The 16004-nt window shown below is 70.2% G+C and carries 15 protein-coding genes; 5 read left to right on the top strand and 10 right to left on the bottom strand.

What is annotated here, in order from left to right:
- Positions 1-71: 71 nt before the first annotated feature.
- Complete coding sequence (locus JGR64_RS04130) at positions 72-560, bottom strand: globin (RefSeq protein ID WP_199375302.1); 489 nt, start codon at positions 558-560, stop codon at positions 72-74.
- A gap of 150 nt (positions 561-710) precedes the next feature.
- Between JGR64_RS04130 and parE the strand changes: the two genes are divergently transcribed.
- Positions 711-2600 carry a DNA topoisomerase IV subunit B gene (parE, locus tag JGR64_RS04125; protein ID WP_199375301.1) on the top strand — a complete coding sequence of 630 codons (1890 nt, stop codon included), beginning with the start codon at positions 711-713 and terminating at the stop codon, positions 2598-2600.
- Positions 2601-2635: 35 nt separating this feature from the next.
- Here the strand turns inward: parE and JGR64_RS04120 are convergent, their stop codons facing one another.
- The 5 genes from JGR64_RS04120 to JGR64_RS04100 form a co-directional block, all read right to left on the bottom strand.
- Positions 2636-3118, bottom strand: coding sequence for a hypothetical protein (locus JGR64_RS04120; protein WP_199375300.1), 483 nt, complete (start codon positions 3116-3118; stop codon positions 2636-2638).
- 83 nt (positions 3119-3201) lie between these two features.
- A complete protein-coding gene (gene hutG, locus JGR64_RS04115; protein ID WP_199375299.1) occupies positions 3202-3978 on the bottom strand; it encodes an N-formylglutamate deformylase in 777 nt (258 codons plus the stop codon).
- Between the two features lie 43 nt (positions 3979-4021).
- The gene (gene gorA, locus JGR64_RS04110) at positions 4022-5380 is read right to left on the bottom strand and encodes a glutathione-disulfide reductase (RefSeq protein ID WP_199375298.1); all 1359 of its coding nucleotides are present in this window, start codon (positions 5378-5380) and stop codon (positions 4022-4024) included.
- Positions 5377-6627, bottom strand: coding sequence for an FAD-dependent oxidoreductase (locus JGR64_RS04105; RefSeq protein WP_199375297.1), 1251 nt, complete (start codon positions 6625-6627; stop codon positions 5377-5379). Before JGR64_RS04105 ends, gorA begins: the two co-directional genes overlap by 4 nt.
- A gap of 28 nt (positions 6628-6655) precedes the next feature.
- The gene (locus JGR64_RS04100) at positions 6656-7138 is read right to left on the bottom strand and encodes a peptidylprolyl isomerase (protein WP_199375296.1); all 483 of its coding nucleotides are present in this window, start codon (positions 7136-7138) and stop codon (positions 6656-6658) included.
- 62 nt (positions 7139-7200) lie between these two features.
- Here JGR64_RS04100 and JGR64_RS04095 point away from each other — a divergent pair, with 62 nt between their 5' ends.
- Both JGR64_RS04095 and JGR64_RS04090 read left to right on the top strand, forming a co-directional pair.
- Entirely contained in the window at positions 7201-7761 is a 561-nt protein-coding gene (locus JGR64_RS04095; RefSeq protein WP_199375295.1) for a C40 family peptidase, read from the top strand.
- 109 nt (positions 7762-7870) lie between these two features.
- The gene (locus tag JGR64_RS04090; RefSeq protein WP_234446996.1) at positions 7871-8530 is read left to right on the top strand and encodes a C40 family peptidase; all 660 of its coding nucleotides are present in this window, start codon (positions 7871-7873) and stop codon (positions 8528-8530) included.
- Positions 8531-8542: 12 nt separating this feature from the next.
- Here JGR64_RS04090 and JGR64_RS04085 read toward each other — a convergent pair whose 3' ends face one another.
- Complete coding sequence (locus JGR64_RS04085; RefSeq protein ID WP_199375293.1) at positions 8543-9637, bottom strand: acyltransferase; 1095 nt, start codon at positions 9635-9637, stop codon at positions 8543-8545.
- A gap of 178 nt (positions 9638-9815) precedes the next feature.
- Between JGR64_RS04085 and JGR64_RS04080 the strand changes: the two genes are divergently transcribed.
- Positions 9816-10688, top strand: a complete 873-nt coding sequence (locus tag JGR64_RS04080; protein WP_199375292.1) for a bile acid:sodium symporter family protein — start codon at positions 9816-9818, stop codon at positions 10686-10688.
- 29 nt (positions 10689-10717) lie between these two features.
- On the opposite strand, the gene JGR64_RS04075 is transcribed toward JGR64_RS04080, so the two are convergent.
- Both JGR64_RS04075 and JGR64_RS04070 read right to left on the bottom strand, forming a co-directional pair.
- Positions 10718-12139, bottom strand: a complete 1422-nt coding sequence (locus JGR64_RS04075; RefSeq protein ID WP_199375291.1) for a pitrilysin family protein — start codon at positions 12137-12139, stop codon at positions 10718-10720.
- Positions 12140-12149: 10 nt separating this feature from the next.
- A complete protein-coding gene (locus tag JGR64_RS04070) occupies positions 12150-13520 on the bottom strand; it encodes a pitrilysin family protein (protein ID WP_233348379.1) in 1371 nt (456 codons plus the stop codon).
- A 164-nt stretch (positions 13521-13684) separates the two neighbouring features.
- Between JGR64_RS04070 and bla the strand changes: the two genes are divergently transcribed.
- Positions 13685-14560 carry a subclass B3 metallo-beta-lactamase gene (bla, locus tag JGR64_RS04065; RefSeq protein WP_199375289.1) on the top strand — a complete coding sequence of 292 codons (876 nt, stop codon included), beginning with the start codon at positions 13685-13687 and terminating at the stop codon, positions 14558-14560.
- 21 nt (positions 14561-14581) lie between these two features.
- Here bla and JGR64_RS04060 read toward each other — a convergent pair whose 3' ends face one another.
- On the bottom strand, positions 14582-15880 hold the full coding sequence (locus JGR64_RS04060; RefSeq protein WP_199375288.1) for a dicarboxylate/amino acid:cation symporter: 1299 nt from the start codon (positions 15878-15880) through the stop codon (positions 14582-14584).
- Positions 15881-16004 lie beyond the last annotated feature (124 nt).

Raw genomic sequence — 16004 nt, 5'->3', positions numbered from 1 at the left:
CCATAGTCTACCGGTTGCCCGTGACCGCCGCGACCGCTTGACATCGACCGCCCGCGCGGCCGGGGCACCGCTCAGTGCGCGCCGCGCAGCCCCTGGACCACGCGGGCGAACAGGCCCGCGGCCGGCGGCGGGACCGGCGCGGCGGCCGCGCCGTCGCGCGCCTTGAAGGTCTCGATCACCACGGCCATCGCCTGCCGCCAGCGCGCCATCAGCGCGTCATCGGCCTCCGGGTCGGTCTCCGCGACCACCGCCAACAGGCTGTCGATCCAGCCCTGGTACATCCCGGTTGGCACCGGGCAGCGCCCGTGGCTGGCGTGCACCGCGCCCATTTCGTTGATCCCGCGCTCCACCACGGCGCTGCCACCGGCGTGGAAGATCGCCATGGTGATCCCGCGCCGCAGGGCCATGCGCTGCTTGCTGAAGTCGGTGTGCGCGAACATCGGCGGCACGTCGGGGTTGCTGGCCAGGAACACGTCGTAGAAGCGGCCGATGAAGTCCTTGTCGCGCAGGCAGCGGCCGTAGCTCTGGTGCAGGTCGGCGTAGGGGTCGGCAGCGTTCATGGCGGGTCTCCGGGTTGCGCGGCGCAGGGAGCGGGATGGTCGCCCGCGCGCGCGCCGCGCCTATTGACCGGCGTCAATGCCTGCCTTGACCGGTCCTGCCGGCGCCGCCATTCTGGCCGGCTCCCCCTTGTCCTCCCGGCCGCCCCACACATGAGTTCCCGCTACGACGCCGCCGATATCGAAGTCCTGTCCGGCCTGGATCCGGTCAAGCGCCGGCCCGGCATGTACACCGACACCACGCGCCCGAACCACCTGGCGCAGGAAGTGGTGGACAACGCCGTCGACGAGGCCCTCGCCGGGCACGCGCGCGAGATCGAGGTGACCCTCTACAAGGACGGCAGCTGCGAGGTTTCCGATGACGGCCGCGGCATGCCGGTCGACATCCACCCCGAAGAGAAGATCCCCGGCGTCGAACTGATCCTCACGCGGCTGCACGCCGGCGGCAAGTTCAGCGGCAAGAACTACACCTTCTCCGGCGGCCTGCACGGCGTCGGCGTCAGCGTGGTCAATGCGCTGTCCACCGTGCTCGAGGTCCACATCAAGCGCGACGGCAACGAATACCGCATGGGCTTCCGCGACGGCGACCGTGCCAGCGAGCTTGAAATCACCGGCACGGTTGGCAAGCGCAACACCGGCACGCGGCTGCGTTTCTGGCCCGACCCGAAGTATTTCGACACGCCCAAGTTCAGCCTGCGCGCGCTGCGCCACCTGCTGCGCGCCAAGGCGGTGCTGTGCCCGGGCCTGACCGTCACCCTGTTCGACGAAGCCACCGGCGAGCGCGACCGCTGGCACTACGCCGACGGCCTGCGTGACTACCTCGCCGGCGAGCTCGACGGCCGCGAACTGCTGCCGCCGGAGCTGTTCCTCGGCCACCTGCGCAAGGACACCGAGATCGTCGACTGGGCCGTGGCCTGGGTGCCGGACGGCGAACTGGTGCAGGAGAGCTACGTCAACCTGATCCCCACCGCGCAGCACGGCACCCACGTCAACGGCCTGCGCACCGGCTTCACCGATGCGCTGCGCGGGTTCTGCGACTTCCGCAACCTGCTGCCGCGCGGCGTGAAGCTGGCGCCGGAAGATGTCTGGGACCGGGTGTCGTTCGTGCTCAGCCTGAAGATGACCGACCCGCAGTTCAGCGGCCAGACCAAGGAGCGGCTGTCGTCGCGCCAGGCCGCGGGCTTCATCGAAGGCGCCGCGCACGACGCGTTCACGCTGTGGCTCAACCAGCATGTGGAATTGGGCGAGCGCATCGCGCAGCTGGCCATCGACCGCGCCAGCGCGCGGCTCAAGACCGAAAAGCAGATCGTCCGCAAGAAGATCACGCAGGGCCCCGCCCTGCCCGGCAAGCTGGCCGACTGCATCAGCCAGGACCTGTCGCGCACCGAGCTGTTCCTGGTCGAGGGCGACTCCGCCGGCGGCAGCGCCAAGCAGGCGCGCGACCGCGATTTCCAGGCAATCCTGCCGCTGCGCGGCAAGATCCTCAACACCTGGGAAGTCGCATCGGGCAGCGTGCTGGCCTCCGACGAAGTGCACAACCTCGCCATCGCGATCGGCTGCGACCCGGGCAAGGACGACATCAGCGGCCTGCGCTACGGCAAGGTGGTGATCCTGGCCGACGCCGACTCCGACGGCCTGCATATCGCCACGCTGCTGACGGCGCTGTTCCTGAAGCACTTCCCGGCGCTGGTCGACGCCGGCCACATCTTCGTCGCCATGCCGCCGCTGTTCCGCGTGGACGTGGGCAAGCAGGTGTTCTACGCGCTGGACGAGGAAGAAAAGCGCCTGCTGCTCGACAAGATCGCGCGCGAGAAGATGAAGGGCGCGGTCAACGTCACCCGTTTCAAGGGCCTCGGCGAGATGAATCCGTCGCAGCTGCGCGAATCCACCGTGCACCCCGATACCCGGCGCCTGGTGCAGCTGACCGTCGATGACGAGGACGGCACCTCCTCGCTGATGGACATGCTGCTGGGCAAGAAGCGCGCCGGCGACCGCAAGGCCTGGCTGGAAGACAAGGGCGACCTGGCGACGCTGGAGGTCTGAGCGGAGCGGCGGCCGGGCCGCCGCTCCGCGGTCGGTCAGGCCGGATCCTGGACCGTGAGCACCACGCGGCTGATGCCGGCACCCGGCGGCAGCTCGCAGCTGTAGGCGATCGCGCGCAGGCTCCATGCGCCGGGGGCGGGGCTTTCGAACGCCATCCAGGTGCCATAGCTGCTGGCGGGCAGCTCCATGGTTTCCGTGAAGTACATGGGTGAGTTGGCGCCGACCACCAGGGTGCAGCTCACGCTGACGGGCGCCGCCGCCACGTTGAGCAGGTACAGGCCCACCTCGGTCGGGCTTTCGTCGAAGTCGCTCTGCTGCGCGCAGCTGACGAACGCACTGGCGGATCCCTCGTTCTGGACCCCGCGCGGCCTGCTGCGGATGTTGCCGTCGAAAACCGGCAAGGCACTCTTGCATGTGCCTGCCGCCGACGTCTGGTATTCGGCCGCCGCCGTGGCGCCCATGCCGCCCAGGGCGGCGGCTCCGGTTGCCGCGGCAACCACCAGGATCCATGCCTTCATCAATGCGCTCCTCGTCCTTCCCGGGATGGGTCTGGAGGCAAACGCGGTGGGCGTGCCCGATCGGCCAGGCGCAGCTGGGCGCCTTACGCCAGGCAGGTCTCCAACAGGGTGTGGAGCACGGGCTGCAGGCGCGCGGCGGCAACCGGATTCCAAGCATGCGTCGCTTCGTCCATGTAGCAACGCTGACTGACCTCGAGCTGCACGGCATCGATGCCGAGTTCCGGACGGCCGTAGTGGCGGGTGATGTGCCCGCCCTTGAAGCGGCCGTTGGCCACCCAGCCGTACTCGCCCTGCCCGGCCAGCGCCAGGCCCAGGCGCTCCTGCAGCTCGGGCGAGCAGCTCGCGCCACCGGCGGTGCCGAGGTTGAGGTCGGGCAACAGGCCCTCGAACAGGAACGGCAGCACACCGCGGATGGAGTGCGCTTCCCACAGCACCACGCGGCCGTGGGTCGCGTGCACGCGATCGAGCTCGGCGCGCAAGGCCTGGTGATAGGGACGCCAGTAGCGTTCGACGCGTTCGCGCACGTCCTCCGGCCCCGGCTCCATGCCGTCGCGGTACACCGGACTGCCGTCGAACTGGCGCACCGGACACAGCCCGGTGGTGTTCTGCCCGGGATAGAGCGACACGTCGTCCTCGCCACGGTTGAGATCGACCACGTAGCGCGAATGCGTCGGCACCAGAACCGATGCACCGAGTTCGCGCGCGAAAGCGTACAGCCGTGCCACGTGCCAGTCGGTGTCGGGCACGCGTCGGGCGCTGTCGGTGAGGCGCGCCATGATGGCGTCGGGCACATGCGTGCCGTCGTGCGGCAGGCTGACCAGGAGCGGCGCGGTGCCGCGGTGCAGGGTGAAGGTGTCCATGGCCCGCGATGCTACATGGCGGCACGTTTCCGGCGGGAACGCCTCAGCGCAGCAGCACGATTTCTTCGGCGCTGGTGGGATGGATGGCCATCGTGTCGTGCAGGTCGGCGAGCGTTGCACCCATCTTCACCGCCACTGCGAAGCCCTGCAGGATCTCGTCGGCGGCCTCGCCCACCAGGTGCAGGCCGACCACGCGCTCGTCGGGCCCGGTGCAGACCAGCTTGAACATGCTGTGGCGCTGCACGTCCGCCAGCGCGTGCAGCATCGGCCGGAACGTCGTGCAGTGCACGGTGACGTCAGCGCCGAAGCGCGCGCGCGCCTCGGCCTCGGTGAGTCCCACCTTGCCCAGCGGCGGATGGGAGAACACCACGGTGGCGACGTTGTCGTGGTCGACGCGCGCGCCAGGCTGGCCGCCGAACAGGCGGTCCATCAGGCGGCGCGCCTCGGCGATCGCGACCGGCGTGAGCGCCAGCCGGCCGGTGACGTCGCCGACCGCGTGAACGCCTTCGGCGCTGGTGTCCTGGAACGCATCCACGACCACGTGGCCGTCCTTGCCGATGGCAACGCCTGCCTCTTCCAGGCCGAGACCCGCGGTATGGGCTGCGCGTCCGGTGGCGAAGATCACCGCATCGAAGGGATTGCCGGCATCGCCGCCCTGTTCGCGCAGGCGTACGCCCTCGCCCGCCTTTTCGAGCGCGGCAAGGCGATAGCCGAAATGAAGGGCGATGCCGTCCTGGTGCAGGTTGGCCTGCAGCCGCGCGGTGACCTCGTCGTCGAAGCCCGAGAGGAGCCGCGCGCCGCGCACGAACATCTCCACCTGGCTGCCCAGCGACTGCAGCAGCGACGCCAGTTCCACGCCGATGTAGCCGCCGCCGATCACCGCCACCCGTGCGGGCGCCGCGGTGAAGGCGAAGAAATCGTCGGAATCCAGCCCCAGCCCGGCGCCCGGGATGTCCGGCCGCTGCGGCCGCCCGCCGGTGGCCAGCAGGATGTGCGGTGCACGCAGCCGCGCGCCGTCGGCGCATTCGACCACGCCACCGCCGGCCAGGCGGCCGCGCACCGGCAGGGTCACGACGCCCGCTTCGTCCAGGCGGCGCCGGTAGCTGGCGTGGATGTTGGCGATGTAGCCCTGGCGGCTGGCCACCAGCGTCGGCCAGTCCACGGCCACCGGCGCCACGGGCAGCCCCAGTCCGTGGGCCATGCCGATGCGCCCGACCAGATCCGCGGCCAGCCACATCGCCTTCTTCGGCACGCAGCCGAGGTTGACGCAGGTGCCGCCGAACTCGCCCGGCTCCAGCAGCGCCACGCGCGCGCCGTGCTGGGCTGCGCGGAAGGCAGCCGCCAGACCTCCGGAGCCGCCGCCGACGACGATGAGGTCGAAGCCCAGCGCGCCGCCGCTCATGCGAACCGCGCCGGTGAATACGGCGCGGGATCAATGCGCGGCGCACGGCCGCACACCAGGTCCGCCATCAGCTGGCCGGTCGCCGGACTCATGCTGACGCCGAGCATGCCGTGGCCGGTGGCCACCCAGACATGCGCCTGGCCGGGCACACGACCGAGGATCGGCACGTCATCCACGCTCAGCGGCCGCCAGCCACACCATTCCTCCTGCTTCACCGCGCCGAACGGCTCGTGCAGGTACTCGGCGGCGCCGCGCTCGAGCGCGTCGAGCCGGCGGCGGTTGAGGGTGGCGTCGTAGCCGGAGAATTCCATCGTGCTGCCCAGGCGGAAACCGCTGTCCCAGACCGTAACGCAGACGCTGCGCTCGTGCAGGACCACCGGCCGCTGCGGCACCAGCCGCGGACGCTCGTAGGTCATGGAATAGCCCTTGCCCGGTTGCACCGGCAGCGCGCCCAGGCCGGCGGACTTCACCAGCGTCGGCGTCCATGCACCGGTGGCGATGACCACCTCGCCGGCCACGACGTCACCGCCGCTGCCGCGCACGCGCACGCCATCGGCCTCGCGCACGATGCCCTCGACCTTGAAGCCTTCGTCGATCACGCCGCCCAGCGCGCGCAGCGACGCGGCCAGCCCGTCGACGTAGCGATCCGGGCGCAGGCGCGCATCGCCCGGGTAGTGGATCGCCGCGAACACGCCGTCCCTGAATGCCGGATTGGCGCGCAGGTACTCGGCGCCCGGCACGGCCTCGGCGGCGATGCCCAGCGCGTGCAATGCCGGCATTTCCGCGGCCATCAGGTCGAAATCGGACTCGGTGCGGAACACGCAGTCCGCGCCCTCTTCGGCGTATTCGGCCCCGGGCGCGTGCCGCGCGACCCAGTCGGGGAACGCGGCGCGCGAGGCATTGAGGATGGTCGCGCGCGACGCCATGGCGCTGTGCCAGTCACGCGCGTTGCAGCGCCGTGCAAAGCCGAACAGCCAGCGCCACAGGGTGGGATCGAAGCGCGGTGCAACGTAGAACGGGGCATCCGGGGTCAGCATCCAGCGCATCGCCTTGGCGATGGTGCCCGGCGCGGCCAGCGGGCCGGCGTGGCTGGGCGTCAGGGTGCCGCAGTTGCCGTGCGAGCTGCCGCTGCCCATCGTGCCGGCTTCCAGCAGACGTACGCTGCGCCCGGCCTCGACCAGGCACAGCGCGGTGCACAGCCCGATGACCCCGCCACCGACCACCACCACATCGACGCGTCCACCCATCGCTGGAGTGTAGCGGCGGGGCCGTGGGTCAGTGGTCGTGACCGCCGTCGCCGTGCACGTGGCCGTGTTCGATCTCGACTTCCTGCGCCTCGCGGACCTCGATGATCTCGACGTCGAAGTGCAGCTGCTTGCCGGCCATCGGGTGGTTGAGGTCCACGTCGACCACGCTCATCCCGACCTTCTGCACGGTGACCGCGCGCGGGCCGAAATTGGTGTTCAGCACCACCTGCATGCCGGGGACCAGCTTCTGGTCCTTGAAGTGCTTCTTGGGCACGCGCTGGGTCAGGCCGTCGCTGCGCTCGCCATAGGCGTCCGCAGGCGCCACGTCCACGGCGAAGGACTCGCCGGCCTCGCGCCCGTCCATCGCCTTCTCCAGGCCCGGGATGATGTTGCCGTGGCCGATCAGGATCGCCAGCGGTTCGCCGCCATCCTTCGAGCTCTCGAGCGGCGCCTGGCCGGCCTCGGAGACGGTGTAATGGAAGCGGACGACGCGGTCTTTCTCGATCTTCATGGGCAAGGCGCTCGGTGGTGCGGCACGGGGCCGCTTGTCAGGAATCGGGGGGGTCGGCCAAGATGCCGGCCGTGAACAGTGCCGCGCATTATCCAGTCTCGACCCGCCGCACGCCAATCGCGGCGGCTGTCCTCGTGCTCCTGCTGCTGGCGACGGGGTGCGGGCGTGAGGCCGTCCGGCCCGCCGCCCAGCGCCCGGCGGTGGTCCCGCAGCGCGACTGGCCGCAGGTCGCGCCCGCCGACCCGGCGGCCGCGAACTCGGTGCTGATGCGCGCCATCAGCCTGGTCGGCACCCCGTACCGCTATGGCGGCAACACGCCCGAAGGCGGCTTCGACTGCTCCGGGCTGGTCAACTACATCTATCGCGACATGCTCGACCTGAAGCTGCCGCGCACCTCGCGCGACCTCGCCGCGTACCAGGGGCCCAGGATCGCCCCGGAGCGCCTCGCCACCGCCGACCTGGTGTTCTTCGGCAGCGGCGGCAACGTCTCGCATGTCGGCATCTATATCGGGGAAGGCCGCTTCGTGCATGCCCCGAGCAGCGGTGGAACCGTGCGCCTCGACCACCTCGACGGCAGCTACTGGCGCAAGCACTACAGCGGCGCCAGGCGCGTCCTGCAGTGAAATTTGTGAACGGAATCACGCACTTCGCTGAACCATGCTGACGCGTCCTTAACATTCCGCCGGTCGGCATCCGGCACCATCACGCCCTGCTGACACAAGTGAAAGCCGCGTGACGAAACCAGCAAACACCCATTTCGAGCCGCGCCGCGCCCTCCGGGCGTACCGCCTTCTCTTCTCCGGATTGCTCCTGGCCGCCGCCGCCCCGGCATTTTCGGCGCCGATGCTCTCCGCCGATTCCGCCGACCAGCAGCGCATGCCCTCGACCAGCCAGGCGCTGGCGGGCACCGACATCCTGGCCGAGCGCGCCATGCTTTCAGCGGCCGACGTCAACATGCTGATCGAGGCCAGTGATGCGCTGGCCGGCGGCGAGCCCGCCGCGCAGGGCCGGGTGCAGACCCTCCTGCAGCGCGCCATGACCCTGCTCGGCACCCCCTACCGCTGGGGCGGCACCTCGCCGGATTCCGGCTTCGACTGCAGCGGCCTGGTGGGCTATGTATTCCGCACCGCGCTGGGCATCGAGCTGCCGCGCGTCTCCCGCGAGATGGCCGGCAACGGCCAGAAGGTCGAGCGCGCAGCGCTGGCCGCCGGCGACCTGGTGTTCTTCGGCCGCCGCGGCAAGCGCGTCGACCACGTCGGCATCTACATGGGCAACGGCCGCTTCGTGCACGCGCCGCGCACCGGGCGCGACGTCACGGTGTCCAACCTCGACGACGGCTACTGGGCGGGCAAGTTCCTGCAGGCGCGTCGCGTCGAAGGCCTGAACGGCTGATTCGCGGGCGCCTCACGGCGCCGTGGGGTACTTCGCCAGTGCGTAGGCGCGCACCCTGCCGGCCAGCCGCACGCCGCCGTCCCAGGCGGCTTCGGCCCAGGCCTTGAATCTCGCCGCATGGCGCCTTTCGACCAGCACGTGCACCGCGTGCGACGCCACCAGCACCAGCGCCAGCGTGCCCCAGAACACGACATGCGTGTTCGCGGGCCAGGCGAGGTTGAAGAGCATGAAGCCGATGTTCTGGTGCAGCAGGTACAGCGGATAGGTCAGCGCGCCCAGCGCCACCCAGCGCCGTGCGCCGAACGCGCCGGTGAGCCGCAGCGACACCAGCAGCATGGCCACGAAGAACGCGCTGATGATCGCGACCAGCACCCGCATGTCCAGCGTCGTCCCGTAGTGCGCCTCGAACTGCGGCACCCAGCGGGCGGTCTGGAACACCGCCAGCGTCCATGACGCCAGCAGCATGGCCACCCTTCCCCGCGACGGGCCGTTCGACCACATGAGGTAACAGGCCGCACCGGCAACGAAATACGCCGCGGAGTCGGTCGCCAGCAGGCGCCGCAGCGCTTCGACGGGAAACAGGGTCAGCGCCAGCGACGCCAGCAGCCACGCCACCATGAAGGCCGGCGCCTGGTGGATGCGGCCCAGCACCAGCAGCAGTGCGACCATCGCGTAGAAGCGGATCTCCACGAACAGCGACCAGTACACGCCATCGATCGATTCGACGCCGATGAATTCGCTCATCATGGTCATGTTGGCCAGGTACTGCGGGAGCGTCACGCTGAAGCGCGTGCCGCCGATCGCCAGGGTCACCAGCACGGTGAGGGTGCAACAGGCCCAGAAGGCCGGATAGAGGCGCACCACGCGTGACACCACGAACGCGCGCAGGCTACCGCGCGCCGCCGTCATCAGGATGACGAAGCCGCTGATCATGAAGAACAGCTGCACGCCGAGGAACCCGTAGCGCGCCACCGGCGCCAGCGCGGGATATCCCATGAGCGACATGTCGTCGGCGGCAACTCCGCGGAACGCGTAGTGGAAGAACACCACCGCAAGCGCCGCGACGAACCGCATCAGGTCGATCTCGTTCAACCGGCCTTGCGACATGGCGGACCCTCTAGGCGCCGGCAACGGGCCGGCCCTTCCGGGAGCAACGGCGGCGGCTGGCGGCGTCGGCCACGCCGGCGCCCGCGCTGCTTGCCACGATGCCCGGCGTTGCGCGTGCCTGCCCGAGCGGCGATCCTGCGGCGTCCCCCGTCCGGGGCGACGCGACCCGGAGGGATGCATGGAATCGACGCTGCTGACCAGCCTGCTGCTGCCACTGGCGCTGGGCGTGATCATGCTGGGGCTCGGCCTGGCGCTCACCCCGGGCGATTTCCGGCGCGTGGCTCGCTACCCGCGAGCGGTGCTCACCGGGCTCACGCTGCAGGTGCTGGTGTTGCCCTGGGTCGCATTCGGTCTCGCCCTGGCGTTCCGGCTGCCGGCGGAGCTCGCAGTGGGCCTGATGCTGCTGGCGGCGTCACCCGGCGGCGCCACCGCCAACATCTACAGCCACCTGGCGCGCGGCGACGTTGCGCTCAACATCACCCTCACCGCGATCAACAGCCTGCTGTGCCTGCTGACCCTGCCGCTGATCCTCGACCTGGCGCTGCAGTACTTCATGGGTTCCGGGCAGTACGTGCCGCCGCCGGTGCGCAAGATCGTGGAGGTCGCGGTGATCATCGTGCTGCCGGTGGCGCTGGGCATGGTCATCCGCCGCTTCGCGCCGCGCTTCGCGGCGTGGTCGGAAAAGCCGCTGCGCATGCTGTCGGTACTGGTGCTGGCGCTGCTGGTGGTCGCGGCCGTGGTGCAGTCACGCGAGGTGCTGGTCGCCTATTTCGCGGTGGTCGGGCTGGCCTGCCTGCTGTTCAACCTTGCCAGCATGGGCATCGGCTACGCCGCGCCGCTCGGGTTGCGCCTGCCACGCCCGCAGGCGATCGCGATCGCCATGGAAATCGGCATCCACAACGGCACGCTGGCGATCTACGTCGCGCTCAACGTGCTCGGCAATCCGGCGATGTCGATCCCTGCGGCGGTGTACAGCCTGGTGATGTTCTTCACCGCGGCGGCCTTCGCCATCTGGCTCAAGCGGCCGCGCGCGGTGCCGGTGACCGCGTAGGGGACAACCCGCGGGCCGCCCCTGCCGCGCTACTGCCCGGCCTTGAACACGCCCCACGGCGCCAGCTGCTCCGAGACAGCGCCACCGTCGCCGACCACGATGATCGACTGGCGCTCCGGGGTGAAGTACTTCGCCGCCATCGCCTGCAGTTGGGCCGCGGTCACGGCACGCACCTTGGGCACGTACTCGCCGAGGTACTCCGGCGGCAGGCCGAGCAGCCAGTTGCCGGCCAGCGTCTGCGCGACGGCCGCCTGCATCTGGTTGGAGATCAGGTAGCCGCCCGCCACATAGCGCTTGGTGTCGTCGAGCTCGACCGTCGGCACCGGCTCCTTGCCGATGCGCGCGTATTCCTTGAAGAACTCGCTGAGCGCCGCGCCGGTGACCTCGTTGCGCACGTCGGCGCCGCCCTGCACGTAGCCGCCCTTGGCGGACGCGTTCAGTCCGGCCCGGGCGCCGTAGGTGTACCCCTTGTCCTCGCGCAGGTTCTGCATCACCCGGCTCGAGAAGCTGCCGCCGAGCACGGTGCCCGCCAGCTGCAGCGGGATGTAGTCGGGATCGGTCGCCGACACCGCCGGGCTGCCCAGGCGCAGCGTGGACTGCACGCTGCCGTCGCGCTGGACCAGCACGCGCTGCGCCACCGCGTCGCGCCGCGCCGGCGGCAGGTCGGGCACGTCGGCGCCGACCGCCTTCCAGTCGCCGAACGCCTGCTCGGCCATGCGGAACGCGTCCTCCGGCGCGATGCGTCCGGTCACCACCAGCAGCGCGCGGTCGGGGTGGAAGCGGCGTGCGTGCTCCTTGCGCAGGCCCTCGGGCGTCACCGCGTTGATCGAGGCCTCGGACTGCTGCGTACGTGCGTAGGGATGGTCACCGTAGGTGGCGGCGAGCAGCGCGCGGTTGGCCTTGAACGCCGGCTGCGCCTCGGCGGCCTTCAGCGCCTGCAGCGCGTTGGCCTGCGCCAGCTTGACCTCGCCATCCGGGAACGCCGGCGTGCGCGCGACCTCGGCGAGCAGCGACAGCATCGGCTCCGCGTTGGCGGCCAGCGCGTTGGCGAACACCATCGCGCCATCGTTGCTGGCGGCGGCGCCGATCGCGCCACCCTGGCCCTGCGCGAACTCGGCGATCTCGCGCGAGCTGCGCGTGGCGGTGCCCTCGCTGAGCAGGCCGGTGAAGAGCGTGGCGAAGCCCGGCATGTCCCTGGCATCGGCGGCAAGGCCGGCGTTGCGCACCGCGAGCACGAAATCGACGCGCGGCACGCCGTCGCGCGGCACCACCCAGACTTCCAGCCCGTTGGCCAGCGTCTTGCGCTCGATCTCGGGGATCGGCAGCGGCTTGTCGGCCGCGTACGGCGGCAGGTCCTTGGGCAGGTCGGCGGCTGGGCCGGCGACGGCGGCGCCGGCGGCGAGCGCGGAGACCGCCAGCGCGAGGAGCGTGTGCTTGAAGAAGATGGTCATGGTGGTGTCCTCAGTCCTGGCCAGCGGCAGGAGCAGCGGTGGGCGCCTGCAGCATCGCTTCCGGCTTGCGGTCGATGACGGTGCGGTTGGCCTGCGTCAGGTAGGTGCGCGCGGCGCGCTGGATGTCGGCCGAGGTCACGGCCTCGATCCAGCCGGGGATGCGGTTGGCGACGGCGGCATCGCCCCACATCAGCTGCAGCTTCGCCAGGTTGTCGGCGCGCGACAGGAACGACTCCATGCCGTCGTACCAGTCAGCCAGCATGCCGGTCTTGACGCGCGCGAGCGTCGCGTCGTCGACGCCGTCGGCGACCACCGTGGCGATCTCCGCGTCGATCGCCGCCAGCACTTCATCGGCCGACGAGGTCGGCTTGTACAGCGCGAACACGGTGAACAGCGTCGGGCCGTCGTACTCCCACTCGCTGGTCAGGCCGTAGAGCGAGTCGACGTTGAGCGCCAGCTCGCGGCCCTTCACCAGCCCCTGGTACAGGCGCGAGGCGTCGCCATTGGCGAGCAGCGCGCCGAGCACCGCCATCGGCGCCTGGTCCGCGCTGCCGCGGTCGGGCATCTTCCACGCCGCCGCGATCGCCGGCACCTGCGCCAGCTTGTCGCCCTGCTGCAGGCGCTTTTCCTGCGTGTTCAGGCCTTCGCTGAAGTCCGGCGCCGGCGGCGTCGGGCGCGCCGCGATGTCGCCGAAGTACTTCTCGGCCAGCGCGAAGCCCTCGGCCGGCGAGATGTCGCCGGCCAGCGACAGGATCGCGTTGTTGGGGCCGTAGTAGTCGCGATGGAAGGCCTTCACGTCGTCGAGGTCGGCGTTTTCCAGGTCCTCGAAGCTGCCGTAGCCGTCGTGGTTGTTTTCCCACTTCTGGAACGCATGCTGGCCGATGTCGATCCACATGAAGCCGCCATACGGCTGGTTCTGCACGTTGTTGCGGATCTCTTCCTTCACCACGTCCTGCTGGTTCGCAAGCGTGCTCTCGCTGAAGTCCAGCAGGCGCATGCGGTCCGCCTCGAGCCACAGGATCGGCTCGATAGCGGACGACGGCGCGATCTCGATGTAGTTGGTGAAGTCGGCGCGGGTGGAGCCGTTGTTGCGGCCGCCGCCGCCGGTGATCACGCGGTCGAACACGCCTTCGGGTGCATTGACCGAGCCCTCGAACATCAGGTGCTCGAACAGGTGCGCGAAGCCGGTGCGGTTGCGCGGCTCGAGGCGCATGCCGATGCCATACACCACGCTCACGCCCACCACCGGCGCGCTGCGGTCTTCGGAGACGACAACCGTCAGGCCGTTGTCGAGCTTCTTCACGGCCACCGGAATCTCCCAGCGGTCGGTGTCGGCGGCGAAGGCCGGCGCCACGAACAGCAGCGTCGTCAGCCATGCCAAATGTCTGTGCAGCTTCATAGGTTCCCCGTTGTCTCCGTGGACAGCGTCACACCATACCGTCTGGCCAAGCGGCCGCTGCCGGCCAGAAGTCATGGCCGCGGAGGCGGCGTGCATGCGACGCGAGCGGCGATACTTGGCCTCCCGTCTCCGGCCCGCCACCACACATGTCCGCATTCGCGCCTACCGTTTCCGCCCTCGCCTTCGCGTTCTTCGCTGCCGGCCCCGTGTCGGCCGCCGAGCCCGTGCTGCCGCAGCTCAAGGCCTATACCGTCCACGACAGCTGGCGGCAGCCGGTCGCGCCGGTGAGGATCGCCGACAACACCTGGCACATCGGCACCGCCAACCTCAGCGCGATCCTGGTGAAGACCGCGGAGGGCGCGGTGCTGATCGACGGTGGCATGCCGCAGGCGGCCGACATGCTGCTGCGCCACATGGCGGACCTGGGCGTGGCACCGGCCGACCTGAAGCTGATCCTCCTCAGCCAGGCCCACGCCGACCACGTTGGCCCGCTGGCCGAGCTGCGCCGGCGCACCGGTGCACGCGTGGCCGCCAACGCGGAATCCGCGGTGCTGCTGGCGCGCGGTGGCAGCGACGACATCCACTTCGGCGACGCCATCGTCTACCCGCCGGTGCAGGTCGATCGCCTGCTGCTGGACGGCGAAATCGTCGAGCTCGGCGGCATGCGCTTCACCGTGCACTTCATGCCCGGGCATACGCCCGGCAGCATGGCCTGGACGTGGACCGACCGCGAGGGCGCCCGCCCCGTGCGCATCGCCTACGCCGACAGCCTGACCGCGCCGGACTACCGGCTGGTGGACAACCCGCGCTACCCGCGCATCGTCGACGACTATCGCCGCAGCTTCGAGGTGGTCCGCGGCCTGCCCTGCGACGTGCTGCTGACGCCGCATCCCGGTTTCAGCGGACAGGATTACGCGAATCCGGCGGCATCAAAGCCGATCGGGTGCGCGACCTACGTCGAGCGCGCCGAGCGCAGCTTCAATGAACAGCTCGAGGCCCAGCGCAAGGCTCGCACGCCCTGACAGGGTGGCCGCATGACCGGGCTACGCCCGGCCGCTGCGCTCCGCCACCGTCGCCGTGTCCCCATCCTCGATGCCGACGTTGCTCGACGCGGCGTCGTACACCGCCTGGTCGAGGATCCCGGTCTCCTTGGCCACCAGCACCGGCACCAGCACCTGGCCGGTGACGTTGGTCATGGTGCGCATCATGTCGAGGATGCGGTCGATGGCGACCAGGTAGCCGATGCCTTCCAGCGGCAGGCCGGCCGCGCTCAGCACCAGGGTGACCATCACGATCGCGGTGCCGGGCACGCCCGCGGTGCCGAAGCTGCCGAGCACCGAGGCCAGCAGGATGATGAAGTACTGCGACACGCTCAGGTCGATGCCGAAGTACTGCGCCACGAACACCGCGGTCAGCGCCGGATAGATCGCGCCGCAGCCGTCCATCTTGACGCTGGCGCCGAGCGGCACGGCGAATGCCGCGTAGTCCTTGTCGACGCCGAGGTTGTGGGTGGCGCTGCGCAGGCTTGCGGGCAGCGCCGCGAAGCTCGACGACGCCGCGAACGCCACCTGCATCGCCGGCGCCGCGCCGCGGAAGAACTTCAGCGGGTTGAGCCCGTGCGCAAGCAGCAGCCCGCCGTACACGAACACGATGTGCAGCCCGCACGCCAGGTACAGCGCGCCGATGAAGCCGAGCAGCGGCAGCAGCTTCTCGAAGCCATACGCCCCCACCAGCGCCGCGATCAGGCCGAAGGTGCCGAGTGGCGTGAACTCCAGCACGAAGCGCGTGACCTGGATCATCGCCTCGCTGCCTTCGGCCATCAGCGCGCGCAGCCGCGTCGCCTTGTCGCCCAGCTTGACCAGCGCGAAACCGAGCAGCGCGGCGAAGAAGATCACCTGCAGGATCTTGCCTTCGGCCAGCGCGCGGAACGGATTGGACGGCACCACATCCACCAGCACCTGCACCGGGCCGGGCACATCGCGCACCACGTAGTCCGGCGCCATGGCCAGCGCGGCCACGCCCTCGCCCGGCTTGAACACCAGGCCGACCGCCAGGCCCACGCATACCGCCAGCGCAGCCGTCGCCGCGAACCAGGCGAAGGTGCGCCCGCCCAGCGACACCATCGATTTCTGCCCGTGCAGGCTGCCGATCGCGCTGGTCACGGCGAAGAACACCAGCGGTGTGGCGATCATGCGGATCAGGTTGACGTACACGTCGCCCAGCGGCTTGAACCAGATCGCCGCCGCGGGCCCCACCAGCCAGCCGGCAAGCGCGCCCAGCACGAAACCGGCCGCGACACGCTGCCAGAACGGAATGCGGAACCAGGCTTTGACGAACGTCATTGGTGAGCACGCGGGAGGGAATGAGCCACCTTAGCCGAGCAGCCAACGCGCGGCGATGCCCATGGCGGAACGCCGGCGTGTCATGGGCGGGATACCGACGAACGGCATAATTGCGCATTCACCT

It is taken from the genome of Luteimonas sp. MC1572, assembly GCF_016615815.1.
Taxonomy (GTDB): domain Bacteria; phylum Pseudomonadota; class Gammaproteobacteria; order Xanthomonadales; family Xanthomonadaceae; genus Luteimonas.
This window is presented reverse-complemented; position numbering and strand designations above follow the sequence as displayed.

What these genes read in the sequence shown, in the direction of transcription:
- JGR64_RS04075 (WP_199375291.1), bottom strand. Translation starts at nt 12,139, where the DNA reads ATGACCATCTTCTTCAAGCACACGCTCCTCGCGCTGGCGGTCTCCGCG.
- parE (WP_199375301.1), top strand. Translation starts at nt 711, where the DNA reads ATGAGTTCCCGCTACGACGCCGCCGATATCGAAGTCCTGTCCGGCCTG.
- JGR64_RS04085 (WP_199375293.1), bottom strand. Translation starts at nt 9,637, where the DNA reads ATGTCGCAAGGCCGGTTGAACGAGATCGACCTGATGCGGTTCGTCGCG.
- bla (WP_199375289.1), top strand. Translation starts at nt 13,685, where the DNA reads ATGTCCGCATTCGCGCCTACCGTTTCCGCCCTCGCCTTCGCGTTCTTC.
- JGR64_RS04130 (WP_199375302.1), bottom strand. Translation starts at nt 560, where the DNA reads ATGAACGCTGCCGACCCCTACGCCGACCTGCACCAGAGCTACGGCCGC.
- JGR64_RS04105 (WP_199375297.1), bottom strand. Translation starts at nt 6,627, where the DNA reads ATGGGTGGACGCGTCGATGTGGTGGTGGTCGGTGGCGGGGTCATCGGG.
- hutG (WP_199375299.1), bottom strand. Translation starts at nt 3,978, where the DNA reads ATGGACACCTTCACCCTGCACCGCGGCACCGCGCCGCTCCTGGTCAGC.
- JGR64_RS04080 (WP_199375292.1), top strand. Translation starts at nt 9,816, where the DNA reads ATGGAATCGACGCTGCTGACCAGCCTGCTGCTGCCACTGGCGCTGGGC.
- JGR64_RS04100 (WP_199375296.1), bottom strand. Translation starts at nt 7,138, where the DNA reads ATGAAGATCGAGAAAGACCGCGTCGTCCGCTTCCATTACACCGTCTCC.
- JGR64_RS04095 (WP_199375295.1), top strand. Translation starts at nt 7,201, where the DNA reads ATGCCGGCCGTGAACAGTGCCGCGCATTATCCAGTCTCGACCCGCCGC.
- JGR64_RS04060 (WP_199375288.1), bottom strand. Translation starts at nt 15,880, where the DNA reads ATGACGTTCGTCAAAGCCTGGTTCCGCATTCCGTTCTGGCAGCGTGTC.
- gorA (WP_199375298.1), bottom strand. Translation starts at nt 5,380, where the DNA reads ATGAGCGGCGGCGCGCTGGGCTTCGACCTCATCGTCGTCGGCGGCGGC.
- JGR64_RS04120 (WP_199375300.1), bottom strand. Translation starts at nt 3,118, where the DNA reads ATGAAGGCATGGATCCTGGTGGTTGCCGCGGCAACCGGAGCCGCCGCC.